This is a genomic window from Pseudomonas sp. GW822-FHT04C11 (genome assembly GCF_058800905.1).
The window spans coordinates 26,048-49,038 of record NZ_JBXAMS010000019.1 but is presented as its reverse complement, the minus strand read 5'-3'; the positions used below and the strand labels follow the sequence as shown (position 1 = coordinate 49,038).

Genomic DNA, 22,991 nt, shown 5'->3' with positions numbered 1-22,991 from the left:
GGGCGCTCCCTCTCCAGCCTGGACGAACGGTAGCCACGGGCGCTCAGGGCATGAAGCCCGGGTTTGAATTCAACGCGTGCCGCTCAGGATTCAAGGAATGAAGCGGTAACCGACACCGGTTTCGGTCACGAGATGGCGCGGCTGCGACGGGTCTGCTTCGATTTTCTTGCGCAGGCCGCCCATGAACACCCGAAGGTACGGCGTATCGGTGGTGTGCGAAGGGCCCCATACCGCTTTGAGCAGTTGCAGGTGCGTCAGGACCCGGTCCGGGTGCGAGCACAGATGAACCAGCAAGCGGTATTCCAGCGGCGTCAGGTGCAAAGGGACGCCGGCGCGCTCCACGACGCGTCGATCCAGATCAATTTGAATGTCAGAGAAGCTCAGCACCGCTCGGTTCTCGGCATCTTTCACGCGCCTGCGTAACAGGGCGCGGACGCGCGCGAGCAGTTCGCCGGTGCCGAAGGGTTTGACCAGGTAGTCGTCGGCCCCGGTGTCCAGGGCGAGGATCTTGTCGGATTCAGCGCCACGGGCCGACAAGACAATGATCGGCACCTCCGACCAGGTGCGCAGATCCCGGATGAGGTCAACGCCGTCACCGTCAGGCAGGCCGAGATCCAGCACGATCAGGTCCGGCCGACGCGTTCCCGCGTCGATCAGGCCGCGCTGAAAGGTCTCGGCTTCATGCACTTCCAGGCCATCGGCTTGCAGGGCCATCCGCACAAAACGGCGAATGTCCTTTTCGTCTTCAATCAGCAGGACGCGCAGCACCGGTTCGCTCATGATGGGTCCTCGTCAGTTTGCTGCGAAAGCGCTTCGATGTTCGGCGGCTCCTCTCGGGGTAGACGTAGCGTGAAGCGCGCACCGCCTTCCGGGCGGGTCACACCGAGCATGGTTCCGCCATGCGCCTGGGCAATTGCCCGGCAGATGGCCAGGCCGAGGCCGACGCCGGGAATCGAACTTTCCTTTTTGCCGCGCATGAATTTGTTGAAGATCGCCTCTTCGTGTCCGCGGGGCAAGCCCGGTCCCTCATCGGCGACCCACAATTCAATGCTCTCGGGCGTGGCGCTGGCGCCCAGGCTGATCGGCGTGCCGGCTGGGGTGTACTTGATGGCGTTTTCCATCAGGTTGATGAGGATGCGCTCGATCAGCACCGCATCGATGCGAACCAGTGGCAAGTCCTCCTCGAGTGCGACCTGCACCGAACGCCCTGCCAGAATCGGATGAATAGCTCTCAGGGCGCTACCGACCACGTCTTCGATGGGCTGCCATTGGCGATTCAACACCACGCTGCCGGACTCGAGGCGAGCCATGTCCAGCAGGTTATTGACCAGCGTATTCATGCGCAGCGCGGATTCGCCCACCGCCGTGGCGATCTCGGCGGCTTCACCGGTCAGGGGCGGCTTGGTCAGCTTGAGCGCTTCGGCGAGCCCGACCATGACTGACAGCGGGGTGCGCAAATCGTGGGAGATCGCCGAGAGCAGCGAGTTGCGCAACCGCTCGGATTCCATCTGAACGGTGGTGTCCTGGGCGACGTTGATGTAGTGAATCCGTTCGAGCGAGATGGCCAGCAATGACGCGCAGGTGTCGAGCAGGCGCCGCTGTTCCGGCACCGCCAGCCGGGTCGTGTCGCGCGGTTGCACGGCCAATACTCCGCGCACCCGCATGGGTGCCGACAAGGGCAGGTAGAGCGTGGAACTGGAGGGCAGGGTGTCGGTGCCGTATCCGGCCGGTTCGGTTTTGTCGTACGACCACTGGGCAATCGCAACGTCGACTTGCGGTGCGTCCCCCGTGACCATCGGCGCCTGCAGTTTATTGTTGTCGTCGGCCACCAGCAGTGCCGACCGGGCGCCAAACTCGGCCGCGAGGAACTGCGCGCCGATTTCCGCGACCTGTTCGGTCAGCAGTGCGGCGGACAACAGGCGCGACATCTCATACAGCCCGCGCATGCGGTCTTCGCGCCGTTGCGCCACCCGCGCCTGGTAGGTCAGGCTGGCGGTCATTTGCCCGATTACCAGGGCGACCACGAGCATGACGCTAAAGGTTACCAGATACTGGATATCGGCGATGGCGAATGAAAAACGCGGCGCCACAAAGAAAAAGTCGAAGGCGCCGACCGAGACAAAGGCCGCCATGATGGCCGGGCCACGACCAAAGCGCACCGCCACGGCGACGACCGCCAGCAGGAACAGCATGACGATGTTGGCCTGTTCCAGCACCTGGAACAGCGGCATGGCCAGCAGGGTCGTCACCGCGCAGATCGCGACGCTCCAGAGATAGGGGCGCCAGGTGATCGGGCTGTCGCTGGCGGTGGCGGTCGTCTCGGCTGGTGGGCGGCGACTCTCCGGCAGCGAGATTTGGATCACGTCAAGATCGGCGCCCAGCACACCAATCCGATCCGCAAGCACCCGCCGCCAGAGTCGTTGGCGCGGACGTTCATCACGGCCCAGCACGACTTTTGAAAGGTTGTGCTGCCGGGCGTACTTGACCAGCGTTTCGGCAATGTCCTGGCCCGCCAGGGTCGAGATTTGCGCGCCCATGTCCTGAGCCAGTTTCAAGGTTGCCAGCACCCGACGCCGCTTGACCTCGGGCAGGCGCTGCAAGGCCGGGGTTTCGACATACACGGCGTGCCACGGCACGTTGAGCTGAGCGGCCAGGCGCGCCGTCGAGCGTACGGTTTTTTCGGCCTGATCATTGGGGCCGACGCAGGCAAGCAACGACTCGCGGGTGCCCCACACCGGTTTCACCGCGCCGCTTTGGCGATACTGCAACATCTCGCTGTCGACCCGGTCGGCGGTGCGGCGCAGCGCCAGTTCGCGCAGGGCGATCAGGTTGCCCTTGCGGAAGAAGTTCTGCACCGCGCGCTCGGCCTGTTGCGCCATATAGACCTTGCCTTCCTTCAAGCGCTGCAACAAATCGTCGGGCGGCAGGTCGACGATGACCACTTCATCGGCGGTGTCGAAGACATGGTCGGGCACGGTCTCCCAGACGCGAATCCCGGTGATACCGCCGACAATGTCGTTCAGGCTTTCGAGGTGCTGAACGTTCATCGTCGACCAGACATCGATACCGGCACTGAGTAGTTCTTCTACGTCTTGCCAGCGCTTTGGATGTCGGGAGCCTGCGATATTGGAGTGAGCCAGTTCGTCGATCAGAATCAGGCCCGGTTTGCGCGCGAGCGCGGCGTCCAGATCGAACTCGGTCAACGTACGGTTCTTGTCGACCACCTGCTTGCGAGGCAATAGTTCAAGGCCCTCTGTCAGGGCCTGAGTCTCGGCGCGACCGTGGGTTTCGATCACACCGACCAGCACATCGATGTTTTGCTGTTTTGCAGTCTGGGCGGCTGCAAGCATCGCGTAGGTCTTGCCGACACCGGCGCTGGCGCCGAAAAAAATCTTCAGCCGACCGCGTTTGGCCTGCGCTTCTTCTTCGCGAATCCGGGCCAGTAGCTGGTCCGGATCAGGACGTTCTTCGGCCATCAAGCTCACCGTGTGTTAACGCTCAATGTGCGGCGTCGAGTGCCAGGTTCAGTTCCAGAACGTTGACCCGAGGCTCGCCGAGAAACCCGAACAGCGTGCCTTCGGCGTGTTGGTTGATCAGCTCGCGAACCTTGTCGACGGGCAGGTTGCGCACCCGCGAAACCCGGCCCGCCTGGTACAGCGCCGCGGCAATGCTGATATGCGGATCAAGCCCACTGGCGGAACTGTAGACCAGGTCGGCGGGCACCGTGGCGGTGTTGCCGGGATCGGCAGCGTGCAACGCGTCGATGCGGCCCTTCAGCGCATCCGCCAGCGCCGGGTTCAGCGGACCGAGGTTCGAGCCGCCCGAGGCCAGCGGGTTGTAGGGCATGGGGCTGGTGGCGGAAGGGCGGCTCCAGAAATACTTCGGATCACTGAAGCCCTGACCGATCAACAGCGAGCCCACGGTTTTACCGTCTTTCTCGATCAGGCTACCCGCCGCCTGATGCGGAAAGACCAGCCTGGCAATGCCGGTCGTGACCAGTGGATAGGCCAGGCCGGTGAGCAGTGACAGTGCAATCAGCAGGGTCAACGCCGGACGCAGCAGAGATAACATAGCCATACTCCCTCAAGTCAGACCGACAGCGGACAGCGCCATGTCGATCACTTTGATGCCAATGAATGGAACGATCACCCCACCCAACCCATAGATCAACAGGTTGCGGCGCAACAAAAGCGCGGCACCGACCGGGCGGTACTTCACGCCTCGAAGCGCCAGGGGGATCAGGAAAATGATAATCAGCGCGTTGAAAATCACCGCCGACAGCACCGCCGAATTCGGGCTCGTCAGGCCCATGATGTTCAGTGCGGCGAGCTGCGGGTAAGTGCTGACAAAGGCCGCCGGCACGATCGCGAAATACTTGGCGATGTCGTTGGCAATCGAGAAGGTGGTCAGCGAACCCCGGGTCATCAGCATCTGTTTGCCGGTTTCCACCACCTCGATCAACTTGGTCGGGTTGCTGTCGAGGTCGACCATGTTGCCGGCTTCCTTGGCCGCCTGAGTTCCGGAGTTCATCGCCACCGCGACATCCGCCTGCGCCAGCGCCGGGGCATCGTTGGTGCCGTCGCCGGTCATGGCCACCAGCCGACCTTCGGCCTGATAGCTGCGGATCAGTTCGAGCTTTTGTTCGGGTGTGGCTTCCGCCAGGAAGTCATCGACACCGGCCTCGGCGGCGATGGCGGCAGCGGTGATCCGGTTGTCCCCGGTCACCATCACGGTCTTGATCCCCATGCGCCGCAGCTCGGAGAAGCGCTCCTTGATGCCGCCCTTGACGATGTCCTTGAGTTCGATGACGCCCAGCACCCTGGCCCCATCGGCGACCACCAGCGGCGTACTGCCGCGCTGAGCCACTTGGTCGACGATGGTTTGCACCGCTTCCGGAAAGTGTCCGCCCAGGCTTTGGACATGCTTGAGGATCGCCTCACCGGCGCCCTTGCGCAGTTGCCGCTCATCCATGTTGACGCCGCTCATTCGGGTCTGCGCCGAAAAGTGTACGAAGTGCGCATGCAGCGCGGTGATGTCGCGTTCGCGCAGGTTGAACCGTTGTTTGGCCAGGACCACGATGCTGCGCCCTTCAGGCGTTTCGTCGGCCAGTGACGCCAGCTGTGCGATATCCGCCAGCTCCGCTTCCTTGATCCCCGGTGCCGGCAAGAACGCCGAGGCGTGGCGGTTGCCCAGGGTGATGGTCCCGGTCTTGTCGAGCAGCAACACGTCAACATCACCGGCAGCCTCCACGGCCCGCCCGGAAGTGGCGATCACGTTGGCTTCCATCATGCGGCTCATGCCTGCCACACCGACCGCCGACAGCAGCCCGGCGATGGTCGTCGGGATCAGGCACACCAACAAAGAGATGAGCACGGTGATCGAAACCGGCGAGCCGGATTTGGCGGCTGCGACCCCAAACAGGGAGTAGGGCAGTAGTGTCACCGTCACGCCGAGGAACACGATGGTCAGTGCGACCAGCAGGATCGACAGGGCGATTTCATTCGGGGTCTTTTGCCGCTTGGCATTTTCGACCATGGCAATCATGCGGTCGACGAAGGTCTCGCCGGGGTTGGCGGTCACGCGGACGACGATCCAGTCCGACAGCACCCGCGTACCGCCGGTCACCGATGAGAAGTCGCCGCCAGACTCACGAATCACCGGAGCCGATTCGCCGGTAATCGCCGACTCATCCACCGAGGCCGCGCCTTCGATCACCTCGCCGTCGGCGGGTATCACCGAGTTCGCGAGGTCACCGGCTTCAACCACCACCACGTCGCCTTTGCACAGGTCACTCGACTGAGCCAACTGCCACTCGGCGCCGTAGTGCGGTTCGCGCAGTTTCTTGGCCCAGGTTTGCTTTTTCAGGTCGCGCAGGGACGCCGCCTGGGCCTTGCTGCGGCCTTCAGCCAGCGCTTCGGCAAAGTTGGCGAACAGCAGGGTAAACCACAGCCACAAGGCAATCGCGAGGATGAACCCGCTGCTGGCTTCGCCCTTGCCGCTGAGCGCCTGCGCCCAGAGGGCGGTGGTGATAATTGCGCCGATGTAGACGACAAACATCACCGGGTTGCGCCACTGGATTCGTGGACTGAGTTTGCGCACCGACTCGACCATCGCAGGCCTTATCAGTTTCGGGTCGAACAAGGAGAACGCTTTACGTGTCATGTTCGTGGTCTCACTTGATCATGATGAGGTGTTCGACGACGGGGCCCAGCGCGAGCGCCGGTACGTAGTTCAGCAAGCCGACCAGCAACACCGTGCCAATCAGCAGTACAACGAACAGCATCCCGTGGGTCGGCATCGTGCCGCCGGTGACCGCCAGGCGTTTCTTCGCGGCGAGGCTGCCAGCGACGGCGAGCACCGGTACGATCACGCCAAAGCGGCCTAGCCAAAAGGCGATGGCCAGCATGATGTTGTAGAACGGGGTGTTGGCCGACAGACCGGCGAAGGCGCTGCCATTGTTGTTGGCTGCCGAGGTGAAGGCGTAGAGGATCTCCGAGAAACCATGGGCGCCAGGGTTGGCGATCCCCAGCTTGCCGGCCTCGGCCATCACCGCAATGGCGGTCCCGAACAGCACCAGCAGCGGCGTCACCAGAATCGCGATGGCGACCATTTTCATCTCGAAGGCTTCGATCTTCTTGCCCAGGTATTCAGGTGTACGGCCGATCATCAGGCCAGCGATAAACACCGCGAGAATGGCGAATATCAGCATGCCGTACAGACCGGAACCGGTGCCGCCGAACACCACTTCACCGAGTTGCATCAGCACCAGCGGCACCGCACCGCCCAACGGTGTGAACGAGTCGTGCATCGCGTTGACCGCACCGCATGAAGCCGCCGTGGTCACCGCCGCAAACAGGCTGGAGGCGCTGATACCGAAGCGTACTTCCTTGCCCTCCATGTTGCCCGCCGTCGTATCAATGCCCAGCGCTGAAAACTGTGGATTGCCCAGCTGTTCGTAATGGGTGACGGCCACCACCGCGATCACGAAGATGATCGTCATCGTCGCCAGCAGCGCCCAGCCCTGGCGTATGTCACCGACCACATGACCGAACACGAAACACAGCGCGGTCGGGATCAGGAAGATCGCGAGCAACTGGAAGAAATTGGTGATGGCGGTCGGGTTCTCGTAAGGGTGCGCCGAGTTGGCGTTGAAGAAACCGCCGCCATTGGTGCCGAGCATCTTGATCGCTTCTTGCGAGGCCACCGGCCCCATGGCAATCGTCTGCTTGTCGGTGCTGGCGGCCTTGGTCACCGGGTTGCCCTGGGCATCGAGGGTCGGCTGGCCGGCCTCATTGAGCACCGGGTTCTGGTACTGCATGACCTCCAGTGTCGAGACGTCTTTGTACGGGTCAAGGTTTTGAATCACACCCTGACTGACAAAGAACAACGCGAGTATCAGCGACAGTGGCAGCAGCACCCACAAGGTGACGCGGGTGAGGTCAGTCCAGGCGTTGCCGATGCTGTCCACGCTGTGACGGGAGAACCCGCGGATCAGCGCCACCGCCACCACAATGCCGGTGGCGGCGGACAGGAAGTTCTGCACCGTCAGCGCGAGCATCTGCGTCAGGTAACTCATCGTCGACTCGCCGCTGTAGGCTTGCCAGTTGGTGTTGGTCACGAAGCTGAAAGCGGTGTTGAACGAGGAGTCGGGAGTAACGGCCGCAAACCCCTGCGGGTTGAACGGCAGCACGCCTTGCAAGCGTTGCAAGGCATAAACCGCCAGCACCCCCAACGCGTTGAACAGAATCAATGCCAGCGCGTACTGGAGCCAACCCATCTGCGTTTCAGGGTTGACGCCGGCCAGACGATACAGCGGCGACTCGATGCGCGAGCCGAAGGCAAATCGGCCCTCCATCACCGTGGTCAGCCAACGCCCCAGTGGCCAGGCCAGAAGCCCCAGCGCCAGGAGAAAGGCGCCGAGTAAAACCCAGGCTTGAATAGTCACAGGAAGTCCTCCGGAAACAGCAGCGCGGCGACGAGGTAAACCAGCAAGCCGGCCGCAATGAGGCCGCCGAAAAGGTAGAAACCGGTCATGACCGCCTCCTGTTGAGCGCCGCGCAGCCGTAGGTCAGACCGAGCAGAATGATGAGAAACAGTGCACCGAGTAGCAGATAGAAGAAGTCCATGGCGTTTCCTCCGGGAATGAGGAAAGCCTAAATGGACGCTTAACAAGTTGTTGATAGAAAGGAGGGGCGGGGAATAAAGATTTGATAAAGATGCTGGTCAGGTACAACGAGGTGTTTAAAGGTCCGGGAGCGTATCAATACAGGTCCTACGTAAACCCAAGAATCCGTCACCTTGCCCCTTGATTGGATGCAGCTTATAGTCCGCTCCGTCGCCCATATGGCGACTGGGTTTGGCGACCTGACTAATGAGTGCGAGAGCTGACTGCTTATTTGCAGGCACCTCCGCATCTGCTATGCCGCTTTCTATGGCGGCTGTGCGCGGGAGACCTTCGGGTCTGCCGGTTACTCGTTTCCGGTTCGCCAACCTGCGTACAGCTGCCACCTATTCGTTTGGCGACGATTTGTTGGCAGCCTCAACAATCTAAACGAGGCTTTAACTATGGATAGATACATGCCCCTCACCGGAATCGACCTGATCCCGGCCTCCCTGCTCATCGACACCCAAGCCCCACTCGACGTACTGCAAGCCACTGCTGACTACCGCATCCGAACCGTCACTCAGGTGCTGGAAAATATTGCGTTTCGTGCCGATATCGAGAGCGATACGGTGGTGCTGGCCGACTTCGCCAAACTGCTGGCCATTCCGTTGCGCGATGGGTGCGATTTGATGGATGTGATCGGTAGACGCTTGCGGGAGGAGGCGGGGAAGTGAGTGAAGGCGGGTGCTTTGAAGGTGTGATGCCTGCTCGTTAAGCGTTTGAAAGATTGCGGCCTGCGGTAGCTCTGAATTTACGTACGGACTCGACTGTCCGGAGTGGGAGCCTGCCGTGGGCTGCGATCTTGGCTATTCTGCATGCACCGAAAGTCTGCGGTTTACTACGTCCTTGTACAAAAAGGCGCGCCCATTACCAACGGCAATAAGCGACCCTTAGCTGACGTTCAAAATCAAGCTATTTTGGCTTAAAGATTAGTCGCTCAAATGCTGCGCTCCGGCGCGCTTGTACTGTTCGTTCCACCAGACGACAAGTTCAGCATGTTGTTCATGAGTGATCCACGCCACATTCGTTTTGTCTGTTGGATCGCCCCCACAGACTAACGGCTTCACATGCCACTTGATCTTCCCTGTGAACTGCTCGTCAGGCTCTAGCGAAATCTGCTGGGGCAGCGCAAACGGCGCAACACAGGACGCATCGAGCGGCAGTGTTGGCACCGTAAACATTACTCCGCAAGAGTTGATGACGATAAAGTCGTCCCAACTTCTTAGGCCCAGTAGCGTGTAACCCGGCAGGTAATGGTCAAATCGGTAGGCTTTCATCGCAGCGAAGCTTTCATCCTGCGTGAGGACGATGAGGTAATCGTCGTTTTGCCAACCTTCGTTCATAAAATACTGACTCACTTCCAGGATTCGGTTTGCTATCAGTTGCCCATGGCTGCAAGCCGCCTGTTAGTACATATCATATTGCCCATCACCGCGAGGAGTCTATGTGACCGTAATAGCGAGAACCGCCAAATTTCCCACTATACCGAGAACCACCCACGCAAACGCTACCAGCGCCTTGAATACCTTCCGCGAGGGGCTGAAAACAACGCCAAGCAATGCCCCGATGAGGATGCCTGGAAAGCTGAATAAGTAGAAAAGCCACCCCATGGAGTCTGTGACCCAGAGGTCGAAAAGGAACAAGTACAGCCCCATGGCAGTAGCCATTCCCCCCAGCGATTCTCGTGACGCTTTGCACAGCAGCGCTATGCAAAGCACTGCCGCTTGCGGTAACCAGGAGTATGCAAAGTTATCTAGGAAGAAGGGGCCTTTTCCGGTTGTGTAGACGGCAACGGCAAGGCCCAGCCCGACGCCGATGGCTGCCAGCGGAATACGAGTGAACTGTGGAGGATTATTTTCTATCGATCTCATTCCCTGTGACCTTTTTGAAGCGGGTGGTTCGTTGAAAGTCCGCAGCCTTTTTACAGTGAAATCCCGCCAAATCAAGCGACATTCGAAATGCCAGCTTTCGACCCATTTCTGCCGCTCATGCTGTCGTGTCCCAATAGAAGTGGATGTACTCATCTTCATACTCCGCGAACAGCGAAACGATGAACTCCGTTTTCATTGAGTACATCAATAGTGCTCCTACGAAACCTGTGGACTCATGCAGCGGTTGTTTGAGCGGAGCGATCAAATCGATCGCCTGCTCCGCAACCATCTGGTTGAAAACAGCTTCCGAGACCTCCTCAAACTTAGCGTCGGAAACGTATCCCGCGAAATAATTTTCTCCTCCAGGCCGCCAATCGATCCATTCCGCGAAAAGCCAGAAATTTAATCCGTTCTCGCCTTGCCGCTTGCGGACTCGGGTTACCCTGATGCGCTCCTCCGATGAGCGGGTGCGAAAGGCGCTTTGTGGATAAGCGGTGTAGTAGATACCGGGGCAATGATTGTGCGCTGTCCAAAAAGTCAGTTGCTCACTGGAGAGTTGATCAAAGTCGCTTCTATCGAACATGGAAGAACCTAATGTTTGCGTCGTGCCAAAGGTAAGAGCGTCCGATAGTAGCAAAATGCAACGAAGATCTTTTTCGGGGACCGTCTGCTCCTGGCCGATTCTGTTGAAAAAGTCGGTTCGCCCAAACGGCCTGGTCATTGACTGGTTAAAACGCCTTTTTTGCACACTGCTACGTGAAATCTGAGTCCGGAAGCTTCTGCCGAAAGTAAAGATTTCAATCACGGGCACATACTTTTCTGCTGCGGAAGCCATGGTCGACTTTTTCAACAGAATCGGCCGATAGCAGTCGTTCACACGTCTTTTCTTTCAGCCCGAGGCAGGTGTAACGAACGGCGAGATTAATCACAGGTAGATAGCTTACGCAGCTATTCCCAGTCCATTTTGATATTTTCTTGTTTTCGGAACTCGTCCAGCACGCTCTGATAATGGGACCTTTCAAAGGTCAGGTAGGGTATCGCGTCGTACCAGTCAACAGATGGAAGTTCCAGCGTAATCAAATCCTTTAGCAAGCCAAATCGGCTCCACTGGAGTTGATGCTCATCAGCGCACTGCTCAGCGACAATAACGGTGCAGGTCAGGTCTAGGTCATCAGAGCAGACAAGCAAGGGAACCAGGGTCTTCCATCCCGGTGCAGTGGAATAGATCCGATCCCATATCAACCAAGTATCTTCATCGCTGTACAAGCCTGAATGGGCCGCTACGAGATGAAGCTCAGCATCCGGGTTATGCCTAGGCAGCCAAACCTCCAGAGGTACTCCGTCAACGGCAAAAGTCGGATAGAAGCCGATGCTGTACTTCGATTTATGGCTTGCGATTGAAATCAGGTTGCTCATTACATCCCTCGATTCCCCAGAAATCCGTAGAGCCTACTTAAGGGGACGGCTTTATTTTCTGATATTAAATCCGCCCGCCTTTCTCGCTCAGCCAACCTACTCAAACCGCCGCCGCTTCATGAACAATCCCATCCCCATCGCCACGGCAAAAACCGACAGCAACCCCAGATCAAACCCCAACAAGCGGATCTGACCTGCCACAACGCAGCCAACCGCACCCGCCGCCACCAACAACACTCCTAGCCACTTGCGTAGCAGATACGGTTTGAGGAATTGATCGAGCAGAAAGGACAACACCAAGGCAATGACCAATTGAGTAATTACGGACATGTACGTCTCCAGTCAGGTCTTGATGATCAATGTCGAGAGGGTGCGTTGCGGGCCGATACCGCCGTTGACCTGCGCCTCGATGCTGACCAGTACGTCGCCAGCATGGTAGGTGGGTAGGATTTCATTGGCATACGTGCGCACACCGGCCCCTACAGATATCGCCACGTAAGAGGGGGCCACGGCCTTGGCGGCGGCAGTGAAGGCCGTGGCTGCAAGGTTGGCGATCGTGGTGCGCTGGGCGTTGAGGGCATCGCCCTGTTGCCGGGTCAACGGCTTGGAGATGCCGATCATCATCACACACGGCAGGTTTTTGGCCAGCATCTTGTCGTACACCTCGACGACCTTGCTGTTGACCTCATAGTGGGCGTTTTTTGCCTCGCCAAAATGCAGCTCGCGCAGGCGCCCACGTTCGCTGTCGGTGAGGGTGATCTGCGAGATGTTGAAGACAATCCCGTGATTGCCCATGTATTGGAAAGTCCCTTCGAACTTCATCGCTCAATTCCTTTTGAGGTAAAGGTGGCGATTCTCTACAACGAGCGTATTGGATTCAAATCATTTCATCTGGCTGGAGCGGGGAGCGGTGAATGCCGGTCAGTTAAGCAGGCACCCTTGGCGAGCATTTTTTCCAGGGAGTCGAGCATAGCTGCGTCCTTATCAGTTTTGGCAGTGATTGACCGGTTGGGAGTTGGACCGCTATCGCGAGCAAGCCCCAGCTCCAGAGCAGAACAAGCCGCCCGCATCACCAAAAAACCTCTCTCCTACAGCTTCCACCTTTGAGATCGGCGCAATGTGTAGCGAGGATCATATAAAAATAGGGGACAGATTTATTTCCGGAAAAATCAATCCGTCCCCCGTTGTAGGGACTCGCCTGCGACCTGTGACCGCATTCAAGGCAAAATCCGCTGCGGCATAATGGCGACTGTCATTGATTGCGGGGTTCGCCGATGTTGCTCGTCGTCTTCAAGGTTCTGCTGACCCTCCCCGTGGCCTGGGCGTTGGCGTGGCCCTTGGTGCATCCTTCGGTGGCCGGGGGAATCTTCAGCGAACTGGAGGCATTGGGCAGCATCGGGGCGTGGATATTGACGCTGGTGTTCCTGATCGCCGTATTCTTTTATTGCCGCGACCTTCAGCGTTCGCTGACATTGGTCAAACCTCCATCCAGGGTGGCGTCGCCTCGAAGTGTATGGCTGATGTTTCTGCTGCCTTACAACTTCATTGAAGACTTTTTCATTGTCGCTCACGTGGCCCGATCGCTACGGCGTGAAGCCAGGCATAACAAAGCGCTGGGCTCGTTCAAAAGCTTTGGCCTGTTCTCAGGGCTGGGGTGGTGTACCGCGCAGATTGTTTCATTGCTGCCCAACGAACTTGGTTCGCTGGGAGGAGCTTTGGCGTTGCCGCTGTGGATCGTCCACTGGCAGTTGGTGAGGCGGGTAAACAGGGTGATGGCGCTTGCTTGAGCGGTGGCGGATCTAAAAAGTGAAAATGGGGCAGACTTATTTATCTGTCATCAGCCTCGACGCGATGAAAAATAATTCTGTCCCCTTTTCGTTAGATGATTGAATCCACAGTCGATTTCGGTCAGTCGTGACAGATAGGAATCGGCCAGAAGCTACCTGTCACGAATCGCCAGTAGCGGAGATTCGGTCTGCGAAATTAAGGGCGGCTCAATCCTCAGTGTATGGCGCGTAAGGTTGGCGTTTATGATCGGTGATTTTCGGCAGGGATGCTCCACATCAGCACGGCCAAAATAGCTGCAACGATGATGCTGGGCGCAAATAACGCGATGCTGACACTAAGAGGATGAACACCGAAAATCATGACCGCAGCTGCAAGCATTCCGCACAACAAGCCAACCATCAGCCTGACCTTGCTTCCGAATCTGGGACGCGACCTCAATAGTCCAAAGTAGATGCGCCACCCCGAATAAACCCCAAGCCAACCGAACACTACCATTGGGAGTGTCAGCGGAGCCGAGAAATCGCCTTGTAACAAACTCGGGATTGAAACCATCAGCCCCATAACACCGAAAAACGCAGCAGCCATTGTCGGCGGAACCATTACAAGCAACGCCATTGCTGTGAGTAAAACTCTACGTTTTGTGAGGGGAGGCATTGACCGACTCCTTTTGGCTCTATGACCGAAAAGAATAGTCACGATATTCGATTGCAGCTATACGCGACCCAGTTCTCGGCCAGTAATCGGAATATTGTCCGCCATGGTTCGGTTTCAGCCGGGTCGTGAAAGACAGAAATCGGCTGTGGATTCAACCGGTCAATGCAGATAACGAAAACTATGAATGTCAGTCGGAGTATCGGCTTTAATGTCGCTGCAGATTCACCTGCTCACGGCGCTGGATTTCTATAATTTGCGAGATGTGATGCACGCTATCGTTGGGTTTCAGGTTCTGAATCCCTCTCTAAATCAAGGAAGACAACCCCATTGAAAACAGCTCTCGGCGTCCTGCTTTTAACCTGTCTGACGACCAACGCTCTCGCTGACGTCAACTCTGTCGGCTTCCAATCCTCCACCCTGCCGGACCCACACAATGAGCGTCCGCTGGAGATGGTCGTCTGGTATCCCAGTACAACGACCGTCACCCCACAGTTGATCGGCGACGATGTGGTGTTTGTCGGTGCTTCTGCGGTTCGCAACGCGCCACCCTCTGCTGGCGAGCACCCATTGGTGGTGCTCTCCCATGGATTCAGAGGCAATTGGAACAATCAGAACTGGTTGGCGAGTGCATTGGCCCATAAGGGTTACATTGTCGCAGCGGTCAACCACCCCGGCACCACGACCCATGATCGCAGCCCGCAAGCGGCGGCGCAGTTATGGCAGCGGCCCATTGACCTGCATCGGGCCATTGAGGCGGTCACCACTCAACCTGAAAAATTTGGCGTGGTCGCAAAGCGTCAAATTGCTGTAGTGGGCCATTCACTCGGCGGCTGGACTGCAATGGAGATCGCCGGCGCTCGTTTCGACCCGGCCCTGTTTGCCCGTGACTGCAAACTCCATCCGCAGTTATCCAGTTGCACCAATTATCAAAAGATCAACCCTGAGAGTACTCCGGCATTAAAGGCTGGTCTGGCCGGCGATTTGCGCGATCAACGCGTCACCGCTGTGGTTTCTTTGGACCTGGGACTCGCGCGCGGGATGACCGATGAGAGCCTTGCGGCACTGCCGGTGCCGGTGCTAGTTATCGCTGCCGGCGCACCATCGGTGGAACTGCCTGCTCAGTTGGAGTCCGCCAATCTGGCCACACGCCTGCCCCAAGCGTCCAGCCGCTATGTCGAGATCAGTGACGCCAGCCATTTCAGCTTCTTGTCGATTTGCAAACCAGGTGCAGTGGCATTGCTCGAAGAGGACATTCCTGGCGATGGCATCATTTGCGGGGATGGCGACAATGCTCGCCCACGCGAGGTAATCCAACAGCAGGTTACGTCACTGATCACCGAGTTTTTGACGCAGTCCGCGAACAACAAAGTGGAGCTCTAGGAATGCTGGCACTCGGCAACTCAGCAGACCTGAAATTTGCGTAGGAGCGCAATTTTTGTGTCGAATCCAGCGACCTATTACGATCAAAAAAGTTTTTACACAGCCTCGGCCGTAAGCGGTCGCTTTTAAGCGACTGCTATCGGCCAATAGCTGCAAGTCACGAAAAGCTGCTTTCGACCCAAAGCAAACATCATGTGTCTAGCAAATCCGGAGCAATTCACTGATGTGTAAATCAAATCCGGCCATGGGCTTTCGGGCGTTCAAACTGGCTATTCGCGGGCTCCTTACGCAGCGGTACACGTGCGGCTGCGATTATGAGTTTGAACCAGTCGGCACGGCTTAACGGCCATCGGGGAAAATGGGGACAGATTTATTTTTCATTGCGTCGAGGCTGATGGCAGATAAGTAAGTCTGTCTCCTTTTCACCCGAGGTTGACCGCCTATGTTGCTGCATAGCAGCATGTCGTTCAGCACTATTTTGTCATTACGCCGCTGCCAGGATGCCTATGCCTATAGATCTTCATGAGTTGTTGGAACGCGTGAGTGATGAGGAGTCCTTCATCAGATTTATCGAGGCTCTTGGCTCTGATTTTGCCAGCGAGCGTTTGCAGGAAGAGACTTCTCCATCATCTCCCTATGGGCCAGGTGCCTTGGGGTGGGAGAACGGGTCGGTTGACTCGTTTCTTGATGCCGCGGCTTCATGGGCAACCGCCAGTACTAGACGTTCCCTGATAGACGTTGCTGTATTGAACGTATGGCAGCGCTGTGCGGCAATTCTGCTGGCCGGCAAGTTTTATGAGTGAAAACCAGCACCGTCTTCGCCCTTAGCTGAAAGAGGTCCTCATGACTAGGGTGTTACCGAAAAATGAACTTCAGGCACTATCAGTTGAAGCTCAAGAAAGTAATTTAACGCTGAGTAGTCTTGATGCGACTTGCCAGAAGTTTGGAGTTGCCCCAGAAGAAGTGCTGAACGAGCTATCCATTGAGGTTGCCGAGGGCTTTCTATTGGGATCTCTGACCTATGAGTTTTGCGACGGTGTCATGAACGGGATCATAAGCGCCATAGTTGACTTGGGCATGGTTGGCGATCTCCCAGAGCCAGCCTTCTCGCTCTATCACGCGTTCGATCAAGGCGAATGGATTCGCAGTAACGACACACCGGGTACCGACCCAAGTGAGAAGTACACGAAGCCGATGGTCCTAGAAATAATGCGCGACCTTGAGGGCTAGCTTTGAAGGTCTACTTTTGGCCGATTGCTGTCTGTCGCGAAGGGCTACCATCGAACCAATGCTGCCGGTCAGATCCCGTGGATGTTGGACAAATAGCCCAAGCGCCTACGGCATTTCCAGGATGGTGCTTGTAAGGGTAACCTGAGCACCTTCACATCTGTGTAGTACCGATATGGACATCAATCTACTAACCGAATCCATGCTTGGCCACTGGCGTACTCCCTCGGGTGTCTGGCAGTGCGAGTTCCAGTTCGGCAGCCGTTTGATTTACGTCGAACACCACGATGACGAGCCACCTCGCGCCAGGCTTGCCGCCGCGCAACGCGTGGTCAAGGCAGCGTGTGAAAAATAAATCTGTCCCCTTTTCACACCAGCACTTAAACATTGAAAGCAAGTGCCAGGAGCGGGGTGCCGCCAGCAACGACGATTCGCCAGTTCACAAAAGCTGCACATTCCACAAGCGCTTCAAATTGTTCAGGACAGCGGTGCTTGAAGCTCTGGGCATTGTCGATGACCAATGAAAGCGTTTGTCCGCTTTGAACGTGGATAGACGACATTTCTGCGCTGGGATCATCGAGGTATGAAAGACAATCAACCCAGGCGTCCATATTGCGGCCGTAGAAGCTAGGAAATCCGAACTTTTCTGCGAAAACACTGTGGAATGTTTGCCAGTCAGTAATCAGATTTGTATCCACTTGCACCATTGTCAGATTAACCTTCGCCACGTTGGAAAAAACAGGTATGGCGGTCTTGCAAGGTGAAGTCAATTGCTGACTGCATATTTGCGCAATCCAGGGCTCAATCCGCTACAAACGACGTTGCAGGGGCCGCTTCTGTCCGATTCTGGCCAGTCGTGACAGGCAGCAATCGGCCCAGGCCCTACACCCCAACCATGAGAGTGCGAACTGTATGGCACCCAAATCTGCGGAGAGTATCGCCATGCGAGTAAGGAAGGAGCAAAGCGTTTGTGAATGGCAGGGAGTTACTCCAGATCGACCACAATCCGGATCAAAAGTCGGGATAGCGCTGGGGACTCTGGGGCTTCAGCCCATAAACGGGCTAAGGGTTAAGCCGGAAAACGGTACAAACGGTTGGTACCTGTGGTGCGGTATGGAGTGGTCCGAGGCTGATGATTTTTTTTCACCCCTGCATGTAGGACACATCACGGACTATCTACCGGAAGTTGTCGGATACCTCGATTTGCCGCCAGGCTATCGTTTTTACATTGACGGCAATAATTTTGAAGACGTTTGGCTTGATTCAGAGCTGATATGTACCTGACATCGCCCGATGTCTGGAGGGCAATGAGAACGCTAGGTTTAGTACTTAGGTTACGACCCTGAATGGCCGATGGCTGCCTGTTGCGATTGGCCGCAAACGACCCAATGCTGCCTGTCAGATCCCGTGGATGTTGGACAAATAGCCCAGGACGAAAATGGGTCTCCACTTTTCAATCGGAACGCCTCGGCAGTAGTTAACGCCCGAAAGCATGTCCCTTGGCTATCGAAACAATCAACAGCGCGGGTAGCAACAATGCCAGCGCTACCCAGGGAATAGCACCTGCCCCCCATGTTTCCAGGAGAATGCCGCCGATCACTCCACTGCCTGCAAATGCCAGATTGAAGACGGTCACCAACATTGATTGCGCAATATCAGCGCCGTCACTGGCAACATCAGCCAAGGAGGTTTGCAATAAGGTTGGCGCACCACCGAAGCTCATCCCCCACAGGACGATGCCGATATAGATCGCACTGACGGGCAGGTCACCCAGGCCCAGGGCAAACGAAACCAGGATGAATGCTGTCAGGCTGAGTAGTACCAGACTCCGAAGCCTGCCATCAATCAGCGTGCCGATCATCCATAGACCGAACAAGGCCGCAATACCGAATGAAAGGAGGCCCCGATCTATCTGATCGGCCAATCCAACAGAAGCCAGGAACGCAGCAATATAGGTATAGAGGGTGTAGTGGGCCAGGATCCAGAGCATGACCACCGCCAGCACGGGCCGCACGCCTGGGGTTTGCAGGACCCTGCGTAGCGGCAAGCGGCGATCGGAGCGTTGTCCGGGATAATCAGGCACTTTCAGATATATCCAGGCCATCAGCAAAAGGCTGAGTCCTGAGAGAGTCCCGAACACACAACGCCATCCCAGCAGCTTACCGAGCCAGGCACTTAGCGGTACGCCTAGGGCAAGTGCCAAAGGGATGCCGAGCATGGCCAGCGCCATCGCGCGACCGTGCTGCTGTGGGGCGACTAATCGTCTGGCGTAGCCGGCCAGCAGGCTCCAGGCCAGACCGGTTGCGATACCCACCATGAAGCGGGCAGCCAGCGTCAATGAAAACCAGGGCGACAGGGCGGTCACCGCATTACAGGCGCAAAACACCCCGACAGCCAGTAATAGCACCAAGCGCCGACGCCAGCCCTGCAACGCGAGAGTCAATGGAATAGCCGCTAACCCTGAGCCCAGTGCACATAGGGTCACCATCTGACCAGCCCACGCTTGCGACACACCAAATGCCTCGGCGATTTGCGGCAAAAGTCCTGCTGGCACCGTTTCGTTGGCGGTGGCGATAAAGCTCCCCATTGTCAGCGCCAACAGGGCCGCCAATGGGAGACGCCCGGTAGTGATGAGGTATTCGGTATTGCCCGATGTCGTGAAAGAGCCATTTTCAAATTGCGAAGTCATGACCTGTGCTCAGAGGAATGGGAGAGGTGAGTGTGATGAATTGCTACGGATTTGATAATTGCTCTACCATTTGATGAACCATCAAATTTGAATTGAATATGGCTACTGACCGATTGGGCGACATGCGTTTGTTTGTCGAAGCGGCGGCACTCGGCAGCTTGTCTGCTGCAGGGCGCAAACTGGCGCTGTCGCCGGCCGCGGCCAGCGCGCGACTTATCAAGCTTGAGGCGGCGCTGCGCACCAAGTTGTTTGATCGCACAACGCGTCAGTTGCGCCTCACGGAAGAAGGTCGGTTTTATTTGCAGCAATGCTGGGTCGCATTGCGGGCTATCGATGAGGCGGAAGCGGGGCTTCAAGCCAGTCAAACAGAGGTGCGTGGCAAGGTACGGATATCCGCATCTGCCGATTTTGGCCGCAATCTTTTAAATGACTGGCTTGAGACATTCAGTACATTGCACCCGGAACTGTGCGTCGCGCTGACGTTGTCGGACTCGGTGTCAAATCTGATGCAGGACGATGTCGATCTGGCAATCCGGTTTGGACAGCCGCATGACAGCTCGATGATCGCCAGGCAGTTGGCTCCCAACTGGCGAGTACTGTGTGCTTCGCCTGATTATCTGGCGCGATACGGTGAACCCCAAACCCCTGCTGACTTGCCTGGCCACAAGTTCATCGTGCTGGTGACGTCTGCAGGTCCATTGAACACCTTTCACTTTGTGGTGGATGGTCAGGAATGGAACCACACCGTTCCCATGAGCCAGGCATGGGAAACCAACGACGGCGCCCTCGCGCGCGCATGGGCGTTGGCTGGACATGGCATCGCACGCAAGACCATTTGGGATGCGGCAGCCGATGTCCGTGCTGGACGACTGAAAGTCCTGTTACCTGACTTTTGTGTCCGAGAGGCCGGCGTCTACGCGGTATTACACGGCAATCGTTACCGGATTCCCCGCGTGCGTGTATTGCTGGATTTCCTGACCGACCATTTTGATCGCGCAACCGATGAGCTGTTGTTCGACCTTAAAGCACCTAATGCCTAATAGATGGCGCCTGTTTAACCACGCAAGGTCTTTTGGGCGGACGCTTACTGTCTAGGGCCTGGCCACAAGGTTTGAGAAAATGCGTAAGCGATGGACTTGAAACTGGAAGCAGGCTGCGGCTTCCGTTTCCCGGATGCTGACCGTTCAGTTGGAAGCATTGTTTAGTTGCTGAAGCTCAAGTTGCCTGGCAGCACTGGCTTCGAGGTTTGCACGCTCTTGATCCAGATACCGATAAATGCTTTGGAAGTTGGCGATTTTCTGTTTGATTTCTGCCATTTTCTTTTCAATTAACTTAGCGCCGTCAGCACAATCGATCAGCTTGTTGCGCTGCGCATCCAGAATCTCGCCTATTTCCCCCAGGGAAAACCCCATGCTTTGCGCGCGCTGGATAAAGTCCAGATCCTGCAGAGTTTGCGCTGTATAAACGCGATAGTTGTTAGTTTGCCGCAGCGATGAGATCAGGCCGATTTGCTCGTAGTAACGCAGCGTATGGCGGCTGGCGCCGCTGCGGGCCTCGAGTTCGCCGATTCTCATGAAAACACCGCTTGACTATAGAGTTGGGTCGATAGTTTACGCTTGATTTCTCACCTTGAACAAGGAACAGGGAAATGAGCGTGGAGTGCTTTGTCACGGGGGGTACCGGCTTCGTCGGTCAACATTTGGTGGCGTACCTGAGTGCAAAAGGTCACACCATACGGGTGTTGATGCGTCGCCCAGAGCGACTAGCTGCACTGCGCGAGCAAGTCGATAATTTGGGAGGGTGCGCAGCTCGGGTATTTGCCGTAGCTGGCGATCTGGAACGGGACAACCTCGGGCTGAGTCTTGCTGACCGAGAAGTGCTAAGGCACGCCAGAGTCATATTCCACCTGGGCGCCCACTTCGCATGGGGGCTTTCAGTGGAGCATTCTCGTGCGGTGAATGTGGAAGGGGCAAAGCGTATGGCGCTGTTGGCGGCTGAGCAAAAAAGCCGTTTAGTGATGATCGGCGGCTACATGCTGAAAAATCATGAACATCTGCAACGCATCGGAATTGATCCTCGTTATCCGGAGTCGACGAATTGGCCTGCCGTCTACCGACATGTCGGTGGTTACGAGGGGAGCAAGCTGGAGGCGCATTTTGCGACCCTGGAGGTCATGTCCGCCAAGGGCGGGGAGATTACCGTTGTCCACCCTGCGACGGTCTGTGGCCACAGCCGCACGGGGCATATCCTTGATGGTCAGCCGCTGGTGGAGCTGATACGCAACCTTGTGCAGGGAAAGCTGACTGCAGTGCCCGGTACCGCCGAGCACTGGCTGCCATTGGTCACCGTGGATTACCTGGTTGAGATAGTGGCGGCTTGTGCTTTTGATCCTGCCATGGTGGGCCAGGAACTGCTGGCGCTTGATGACCAAACTCCCAACTTGCGAGAACTCCTGGTACAGGTGGCACAACCTTTGGGCTTAAAGTCTCCCAAGCATTACATTTCACTCCGATTGCTGAAGTTGCTACTGAGTATTCCTCCCGTCGCGTGGTTTTTGAATACAAAACCCGAAGCCTTGGACTTTATCCAGACCACTCGTTTTGATACAGCGGCGGTCGAGCAATTTGCCAACAGGCATGGAATAGCCAAACCGGATATACGTCAGTCTTTGCAGCACACTGCAACGTTCGTCAACTCATATTGCATAGCCAAGGGCCAGGCCCTCTGACTGCTCGCTTGGCGGCAAGATGAAGGCGAATGGCGTCCTGCTGGGCAATCCAGCTTATGCCACAATAAATACTGGAGTGGGTGGGATCTTCGTATCCTCCAACTTTGCGCCGTCGATATAGGGCGGCATTCTATCGAACGACAATTCAGCGACAGGGATCGTCATCAATGCAATCTACTTTCAGCAAAGGCGTCATATTTGCACTCTCTGCTGCGGCACTGAACGCAACGATCGGTGTACTCAGCAAAGTACTCATGAGTCATGGTTTCACCGCTAGCAGTGTCGCTGTCATCAAGACCGTACTGGGTTGCGTGCTTCTCTCGATCTTGCTGTTTTTCCTCAAGCGCCCGGCGGCGTCGACTAAATGGACTCAGGCGGCTATTTGCGCATTCCTTGGCATCTTTGTGCTGTTCCATTTCGAAACGTCCGCCTATCGACACTACGCTGCGGCAGGTGTGGTGGTGGTGCTGATGGCCAGTGCCTCAATTTCCTCGATCATTCTGGGGCGCATTTTCCTCAAGGATGCCATCACCGCGAACGCTACCGTTGGCGCCGCACTGGCTATCGCCGGGATCTCGGTGATCTTCGGCGGCGACCTGCAGCAGGGCTTTACCCTGCAAGGTGCTGCGCTCGCCTGCATGGCCGGCTCCGGCTATGGGGCCTTTTCGGTTGCCATGAAGCGTATGGGGGTGTCGGGGGGGCTGCACTTCACCCGACAATTGTTGTTCTTTGGCAGCCTGTACCTGCTGATGCCGGCTGCGGCCGATGGTTTCGCGATGGGCGAGCTGTCGCCGCTGGCGATCGCCGCGCTGCTGGCGCTGGCCACACTGCCGACAATCCTGGGCTTCTTCTGCACCACCAAGGCCATCGAGTATCTCAAGCCATCCCAAGTGCAAGCGCTGGAGCTGACCGAGCCACTGTTCGCCGCGCTGCTGGCTTTTGTGGCGCTCAATGAAGTACCGCGCGAAAGCCTGTACGCGGGAGCGGCACTGATCATCCTCGGCCTGTGTTTCTCCAATGAACTAATCCGCTTGGGCAGCAAAGCATCCGTCCCTTCGACCGAGTGAGCTATTT

At 57.0% G+C, this 22,991-nt stretch carries 26 protein-coding genes; 10 read left to right on the top strand and 16 right to left on the bottom strand.

Features of this window, described 5'->3' with window-relative positions:
* Positions 1–90 precede the first annotated feature (90 nt).
* The 6 genes from AC1RJ3_RS25180 to kdpF are packed head-to-tail and all read right to left on the bottom strand — an operon-like array spanning position 91 to position 8,034.
* Positions 91–780: a response regulator gene (locus AC1RJ3_RS25180; RefSeq protein ID WP_493081126.1), complete on the bottom strand. Its 690-nt coding sequence runs from the start codon at positions 778–780 to the stop codon at positions 91–93.
* A complete protein-coding gene (gene kdpD, locus AC1RJ3_RS25175; protein ID WP_493081124.1) occupies positions 777–3,476 on the bottom strand; it encodes a two-component system sensor histidine kinase KdpD in 2,700 nt (899 codons plus the stop codon). Before kdpD ends, AC1RJ3_RS25180 begins: the two co-directional genes overlap by 4 nt.
* Positions 3,477–3,498: 22 nt before the next feature.
* Positions 3,499–4,071, bottom strand: a complete 573-nt coding sequence (gene kdpC, locus AC1RJ3_RS25170) for a potassium-transporting ATPase subunit KdpC (RefSeq protein ID WP_493081122.1) — start codon at positions 4,069–4,071, stop codon at positions 3,499–3,501.
* Between the two features lie 12 nt (positions 4,072–4,083).
* Positions 4,084–6,162, bottom strand: coding sequence for a potassium-transporting ATPase subunit KdpB (gene kdpB, locus AC1RJ3_RS25165; RefSeq protein ID WP_347927263.1), 2,079 nt, complete (start codon positions 6,160–6,162; stop codon positions 4,084–4,086).
* A gap of 10 nt (positions 6,163–6,172) precedes the next feature.
* Complete coding sequence (gene kdpA, locus AC1RJ3_RS25160) at positions 6,173–7,945, bottom strand: potassium-transporting ATPase subunit KdpA (protein WP_493081119.1); 1,773 nt, start codon at positions 7,943–7,945, stop codon at positions 6,173–6,175.
* Positions 7,942–8,034, bottom strand: coding sequence for a K(+)-transporting ATPase subunit F (gene kdpF / locus AC1RJ3_RS25155; protein WP_019689681.1), 93 nt, complete (start codon positions 8,032–8,034; stop codon positions 7,942–7,944). Before kdpF ends, kdpA begins: the two co-directional genes overlap by 4 nt.
* 531 nt (positions 8,035–8,565) lie before the next feature.
* On the opposite strand from kdpF, the gene AC1RJ3_RS25150 reads away from it, so the two are divergent.
* Entirely contained in the window at positions 8,566–8,838 is a 273-nt protein-coding gene (locus tag AC1RJ3_RS25150) for a hypothetical protein (RefSeq protein ID WP_493081117.1), read from the top strand.
* 255 nt (positions 8,839–9,093) lie between these two features.
* Here AC1RJ3_RS25150 and AC1RJ3_RS25145 read toward each other — a convergent pair whose 3' ends face one another.
* The 6 genes from AC1RJ3_RS25145 to AC1RJ3_RS25120 all read right to left on the bottom strand — a co-directional run bounded on the left by AC1RJ3_RS25145 (position 9,094) and on the right by AC1RJ3_RS25120 (position 12,273).
* Positions 9,094–9,507, bottom strand: a complete 414-nt coding sequence (locus tag AC1RJ3_RS25145) for a hypothetical protein (protein ID WP_054598060.1) — start codon at positions 9,505–9,507, stop codon at positions 9,094–9,096.
* A 99-nt stretch (positions 9,508–9,606) separates the two neighbouring features.
* Positions 9,607–10,188, bottom strand: coding sequence for a hypothetical protein (locus tag AC1RJ3_RS25140; protein ID WP_237142950.1), 582 nt, complete (start codon positions 10,186–10,188; stop codon positions 9,607–9,609).
* On the bottom strand, positions 10,151–10,912 hold the full coding sequence (locus AC1RJ3_RS25135; protein ID WP_493081115.1) for a hypothetical protein: 762 nt from the start codon (positions 10,910–10,912) through the stop codon (positions 10,151–10,153). The genes AC1RJ3_RS25140 and AC1RJ3_RS25135 overlap by 38 nt, the downstream gene beginning before the upstream one ends.
* Positions 10,913–10,983: 71 nt before the next feature.
* The gene (locus AC1RJ3_RS25130) at positions 10,984–11,451 is read right to left on the bottom strand and encodes a hypothetical protein (RefSeq protein WP_237142948.1); all 468 of its coding nucleotides are present in this window, start codon (positions 11,449–11,451) and stop codon (positions 10,984–10,986) included.
* A 96-nt stretch (positions 11,452–11,547) separates the two neighbouring features.
* Complete coding sequence (locus tag AC1RJ3_RS25125) at positions 11,548–11,781, bottom strand: hypothetical protein (protein WP_054598058.1); 234 nt, start codon at positions 11,779–11,781, stop codon at positions 11,548–11,550.
* A gap of 12 nt (positions 11,782–11,793) precedes the next feature.
* Complete coding sequence (locus tag AC1RJ3_RS25120) at positions 11,794–12,273, bottom strand: hypothetical protein (protein ID WP_054598057.1); 480 nt, start codon at positions 12,271–12,273, stop codon at positions 11,794–11,796.
* A 452-nt stretch (positions 12,274–12,725) separates the two neighbouring features.
* Here AC1RJ3_RS25120 and AC1RJ3_RS25115 point away from each other — a divergent pair, with 452 nt between their 5' ends.
* Positions 12,726–13,238 (top strand): hypothetical protein, encoded by a 513-nt coding sequence (locus tag AC1RJ3_RS25115; protein ID WP_493081111.1) that lies wholly within the window; start codon positions 12,726–12,728, stop codon positions 13,236–13,238.
* A gap of 241 nt (positions 13,239–13,479) precedes the next feature.
* Here the strand turns inward: AC1RJ3_RS25115 and AC1RJ3_RS25110 are convergent, their stop codons facing one another.
* Positions 13,480–13,893 carry a hypothetical protein gene (locus AC1RJ3_RS25110; RefSeq protein ID WP_054598055.1) on the bottom strand — a complete coding sequence of 138 codons (414 nt, stop codon included), beginning with the start codon at positions 13,891–13,893 and terminating at the stop codon, positions 13,480–13,482.
* A 327-nt stretch (positions 13,894–14,220) separates the two neighbouring features.
* On the opposite strand from AC1RJ3_RS25110, the gene AC1RJ3_RS25105 reads away from it, so the two are divergent.
* The 4 genes from AC1RJ3_RS25105 (at position 14,221) to AC1RJ3_RS25090 (ending at position 16,855) form a co-directional block, all read left to right on the top strand.
* A complete protein-coding gene (locus AC1RJ3_RS25105; protein WP_493081109.1) occupies positions 14,221–15,273 on the top strand; it encodes an alpha/beta hydrolase family protein in 1,053 nt (350 codons plus the stop codon).
* Between the two features lie 506 nt (positions 15,274–15,779).
* Positions 15,780–16,076 (top strand): DUF7660 family protein, encoded by a 297-nt coding sequence (locus AC1RJ3_RS25100; protein ID WP_203226135.1) that lies wholly within the window; start codon positions 15,780–15,782, stop codon positions 16,074–16,076.
* Between the two features lie 40 nt (positions 16,077–16,116).
* On the top strand, positions 16,117–16,503 hold the full coding sequence (locus tag AC1RJ3_RS25095) for a hypothetical protein (protein ID WP_347927252.1): 387 nt from the start codon (positions 16,117–16,119) through the stop codon (positions 16,501–16,503).
* A gap of 172 nt (positions 16,504–16,675) precedes the next feature.
* Positions 16,676–16,855 carry a hypothetical protein gene (locus AC1RJ3_RS25090; protein WP_493081106.1) on the top strand — a complete coding sequence of 60 codons (180 nt, stop codon included), beginning with the start codon at positions 16,676–16,678 and terminating at the stop codon, positions 16,853–16,855.
* 25 nt (positions 16,856–16,880) lie between these two features.
* Here AC1RJ3_RS25090 and AC1RJ3_RS25085 read toward each other — a convergent pair whose 3' ends face one another.
* Positions 16,881–17,207, bottom strand: coding sequence for a barstar family protein (locus AC1RJ3_RS25085; protein ID WP_054598050.1), 327 nt, complete (start codon positions 17,205–17,207; stop codon positions 16,881–16,883).
* Positions 17,208–17,412: 205 nt separating this feature from the next.
* Here AC1RJ3_RS25085 and AC1RJ3_RS25080 point away from each other — a divergent pair, with 205 nt between their 5' ends.
* Positions 17,413–17,784, top strand: a complete 372-nt coding sequence (locus tag AC1RJ3_RS25080) for an immunity protein Imm33 domain-containing protein (RefSeq protein WP_420480471.1) — start codon at positions 17,413–17,415, stop codon at positions 17,782–17,784.
* Between the two features lie 193 nt (positions 17,785–17,977).
* On the opposite strand, the gene AC1RJ3_RS25075 is transcribed toward AC1RJ3_RS25080, so the two are convergent.
* Entirely contained in the window at positions 17,978–19,189 is a 1,212-nt protein-coding gene (locus AC1RJ3_RS25075) for an MFS transporter (protein WP_493081103.1), read from the bottom strand.
* Between the two features lie 98 nt (positions 19,190–19,287).
* Between AC1RJ3_RS25075 and AC1RJ3_RS25070 the strand changes: the two genes are divergently transcribed.
* Positions 19,288–20,229 (top strand): LysR family transcriptional regulator, encoded by a 942-nt coding sequence (locus tag AC1RJ3_RS25070; RefSeq protein WP_489110315.1) that lies wholly within the window; start codon positions 19,288–19,290, stop codon positions 20,227–20,229.
* Between the two features lie 144 nt (positions 20,230–20,373).
* Here the strand turns inward: AC1RJ3_RS25070 and AC1RJ3_RS25065 are convergent, their stop codons facing one another.
* Positions 20,374–20,763, bottom strand: a complete 390-nt coding sequence (locus tag AC1RJ3_RS25065) for a MerR family transcriptional regulator (protein WP_493081101.1) — start codon at positions 20,761–20,763, stop codon at positions 20,374–20,376.
* 74 nt (positions 20,764–20,837) lie between these two features.
* Between AC1RJ3_RS25065 and AC1RJ3_RS25060 the strand changes: the two genes are divergently transcribed.
* Positions 20,838–21,917, top strand: coding sequence for an SDR family oxidoreductase (locus AC1RJ3_RS25060; protein ID WP_493081099.1), 1,080 nt, complete (start codon positions 20,838–20,840; stop codon positions 21,915–21,917).
* Between the two features lie 167 nt (positions 21,918–22,084).
* Positions 22,085–22,984: a DMT family transporter gene (locus tag AC1RJ3_RS25055; protein WP_493081097.1), complete on the top strand. Its 900-nt coding sequence runs from the start codon at positions 22,085–22,087 to the stop codon at positions 22,982–22,984.
* Positions 22,985–22,991 lie beyond the last annotated feature (7 nt).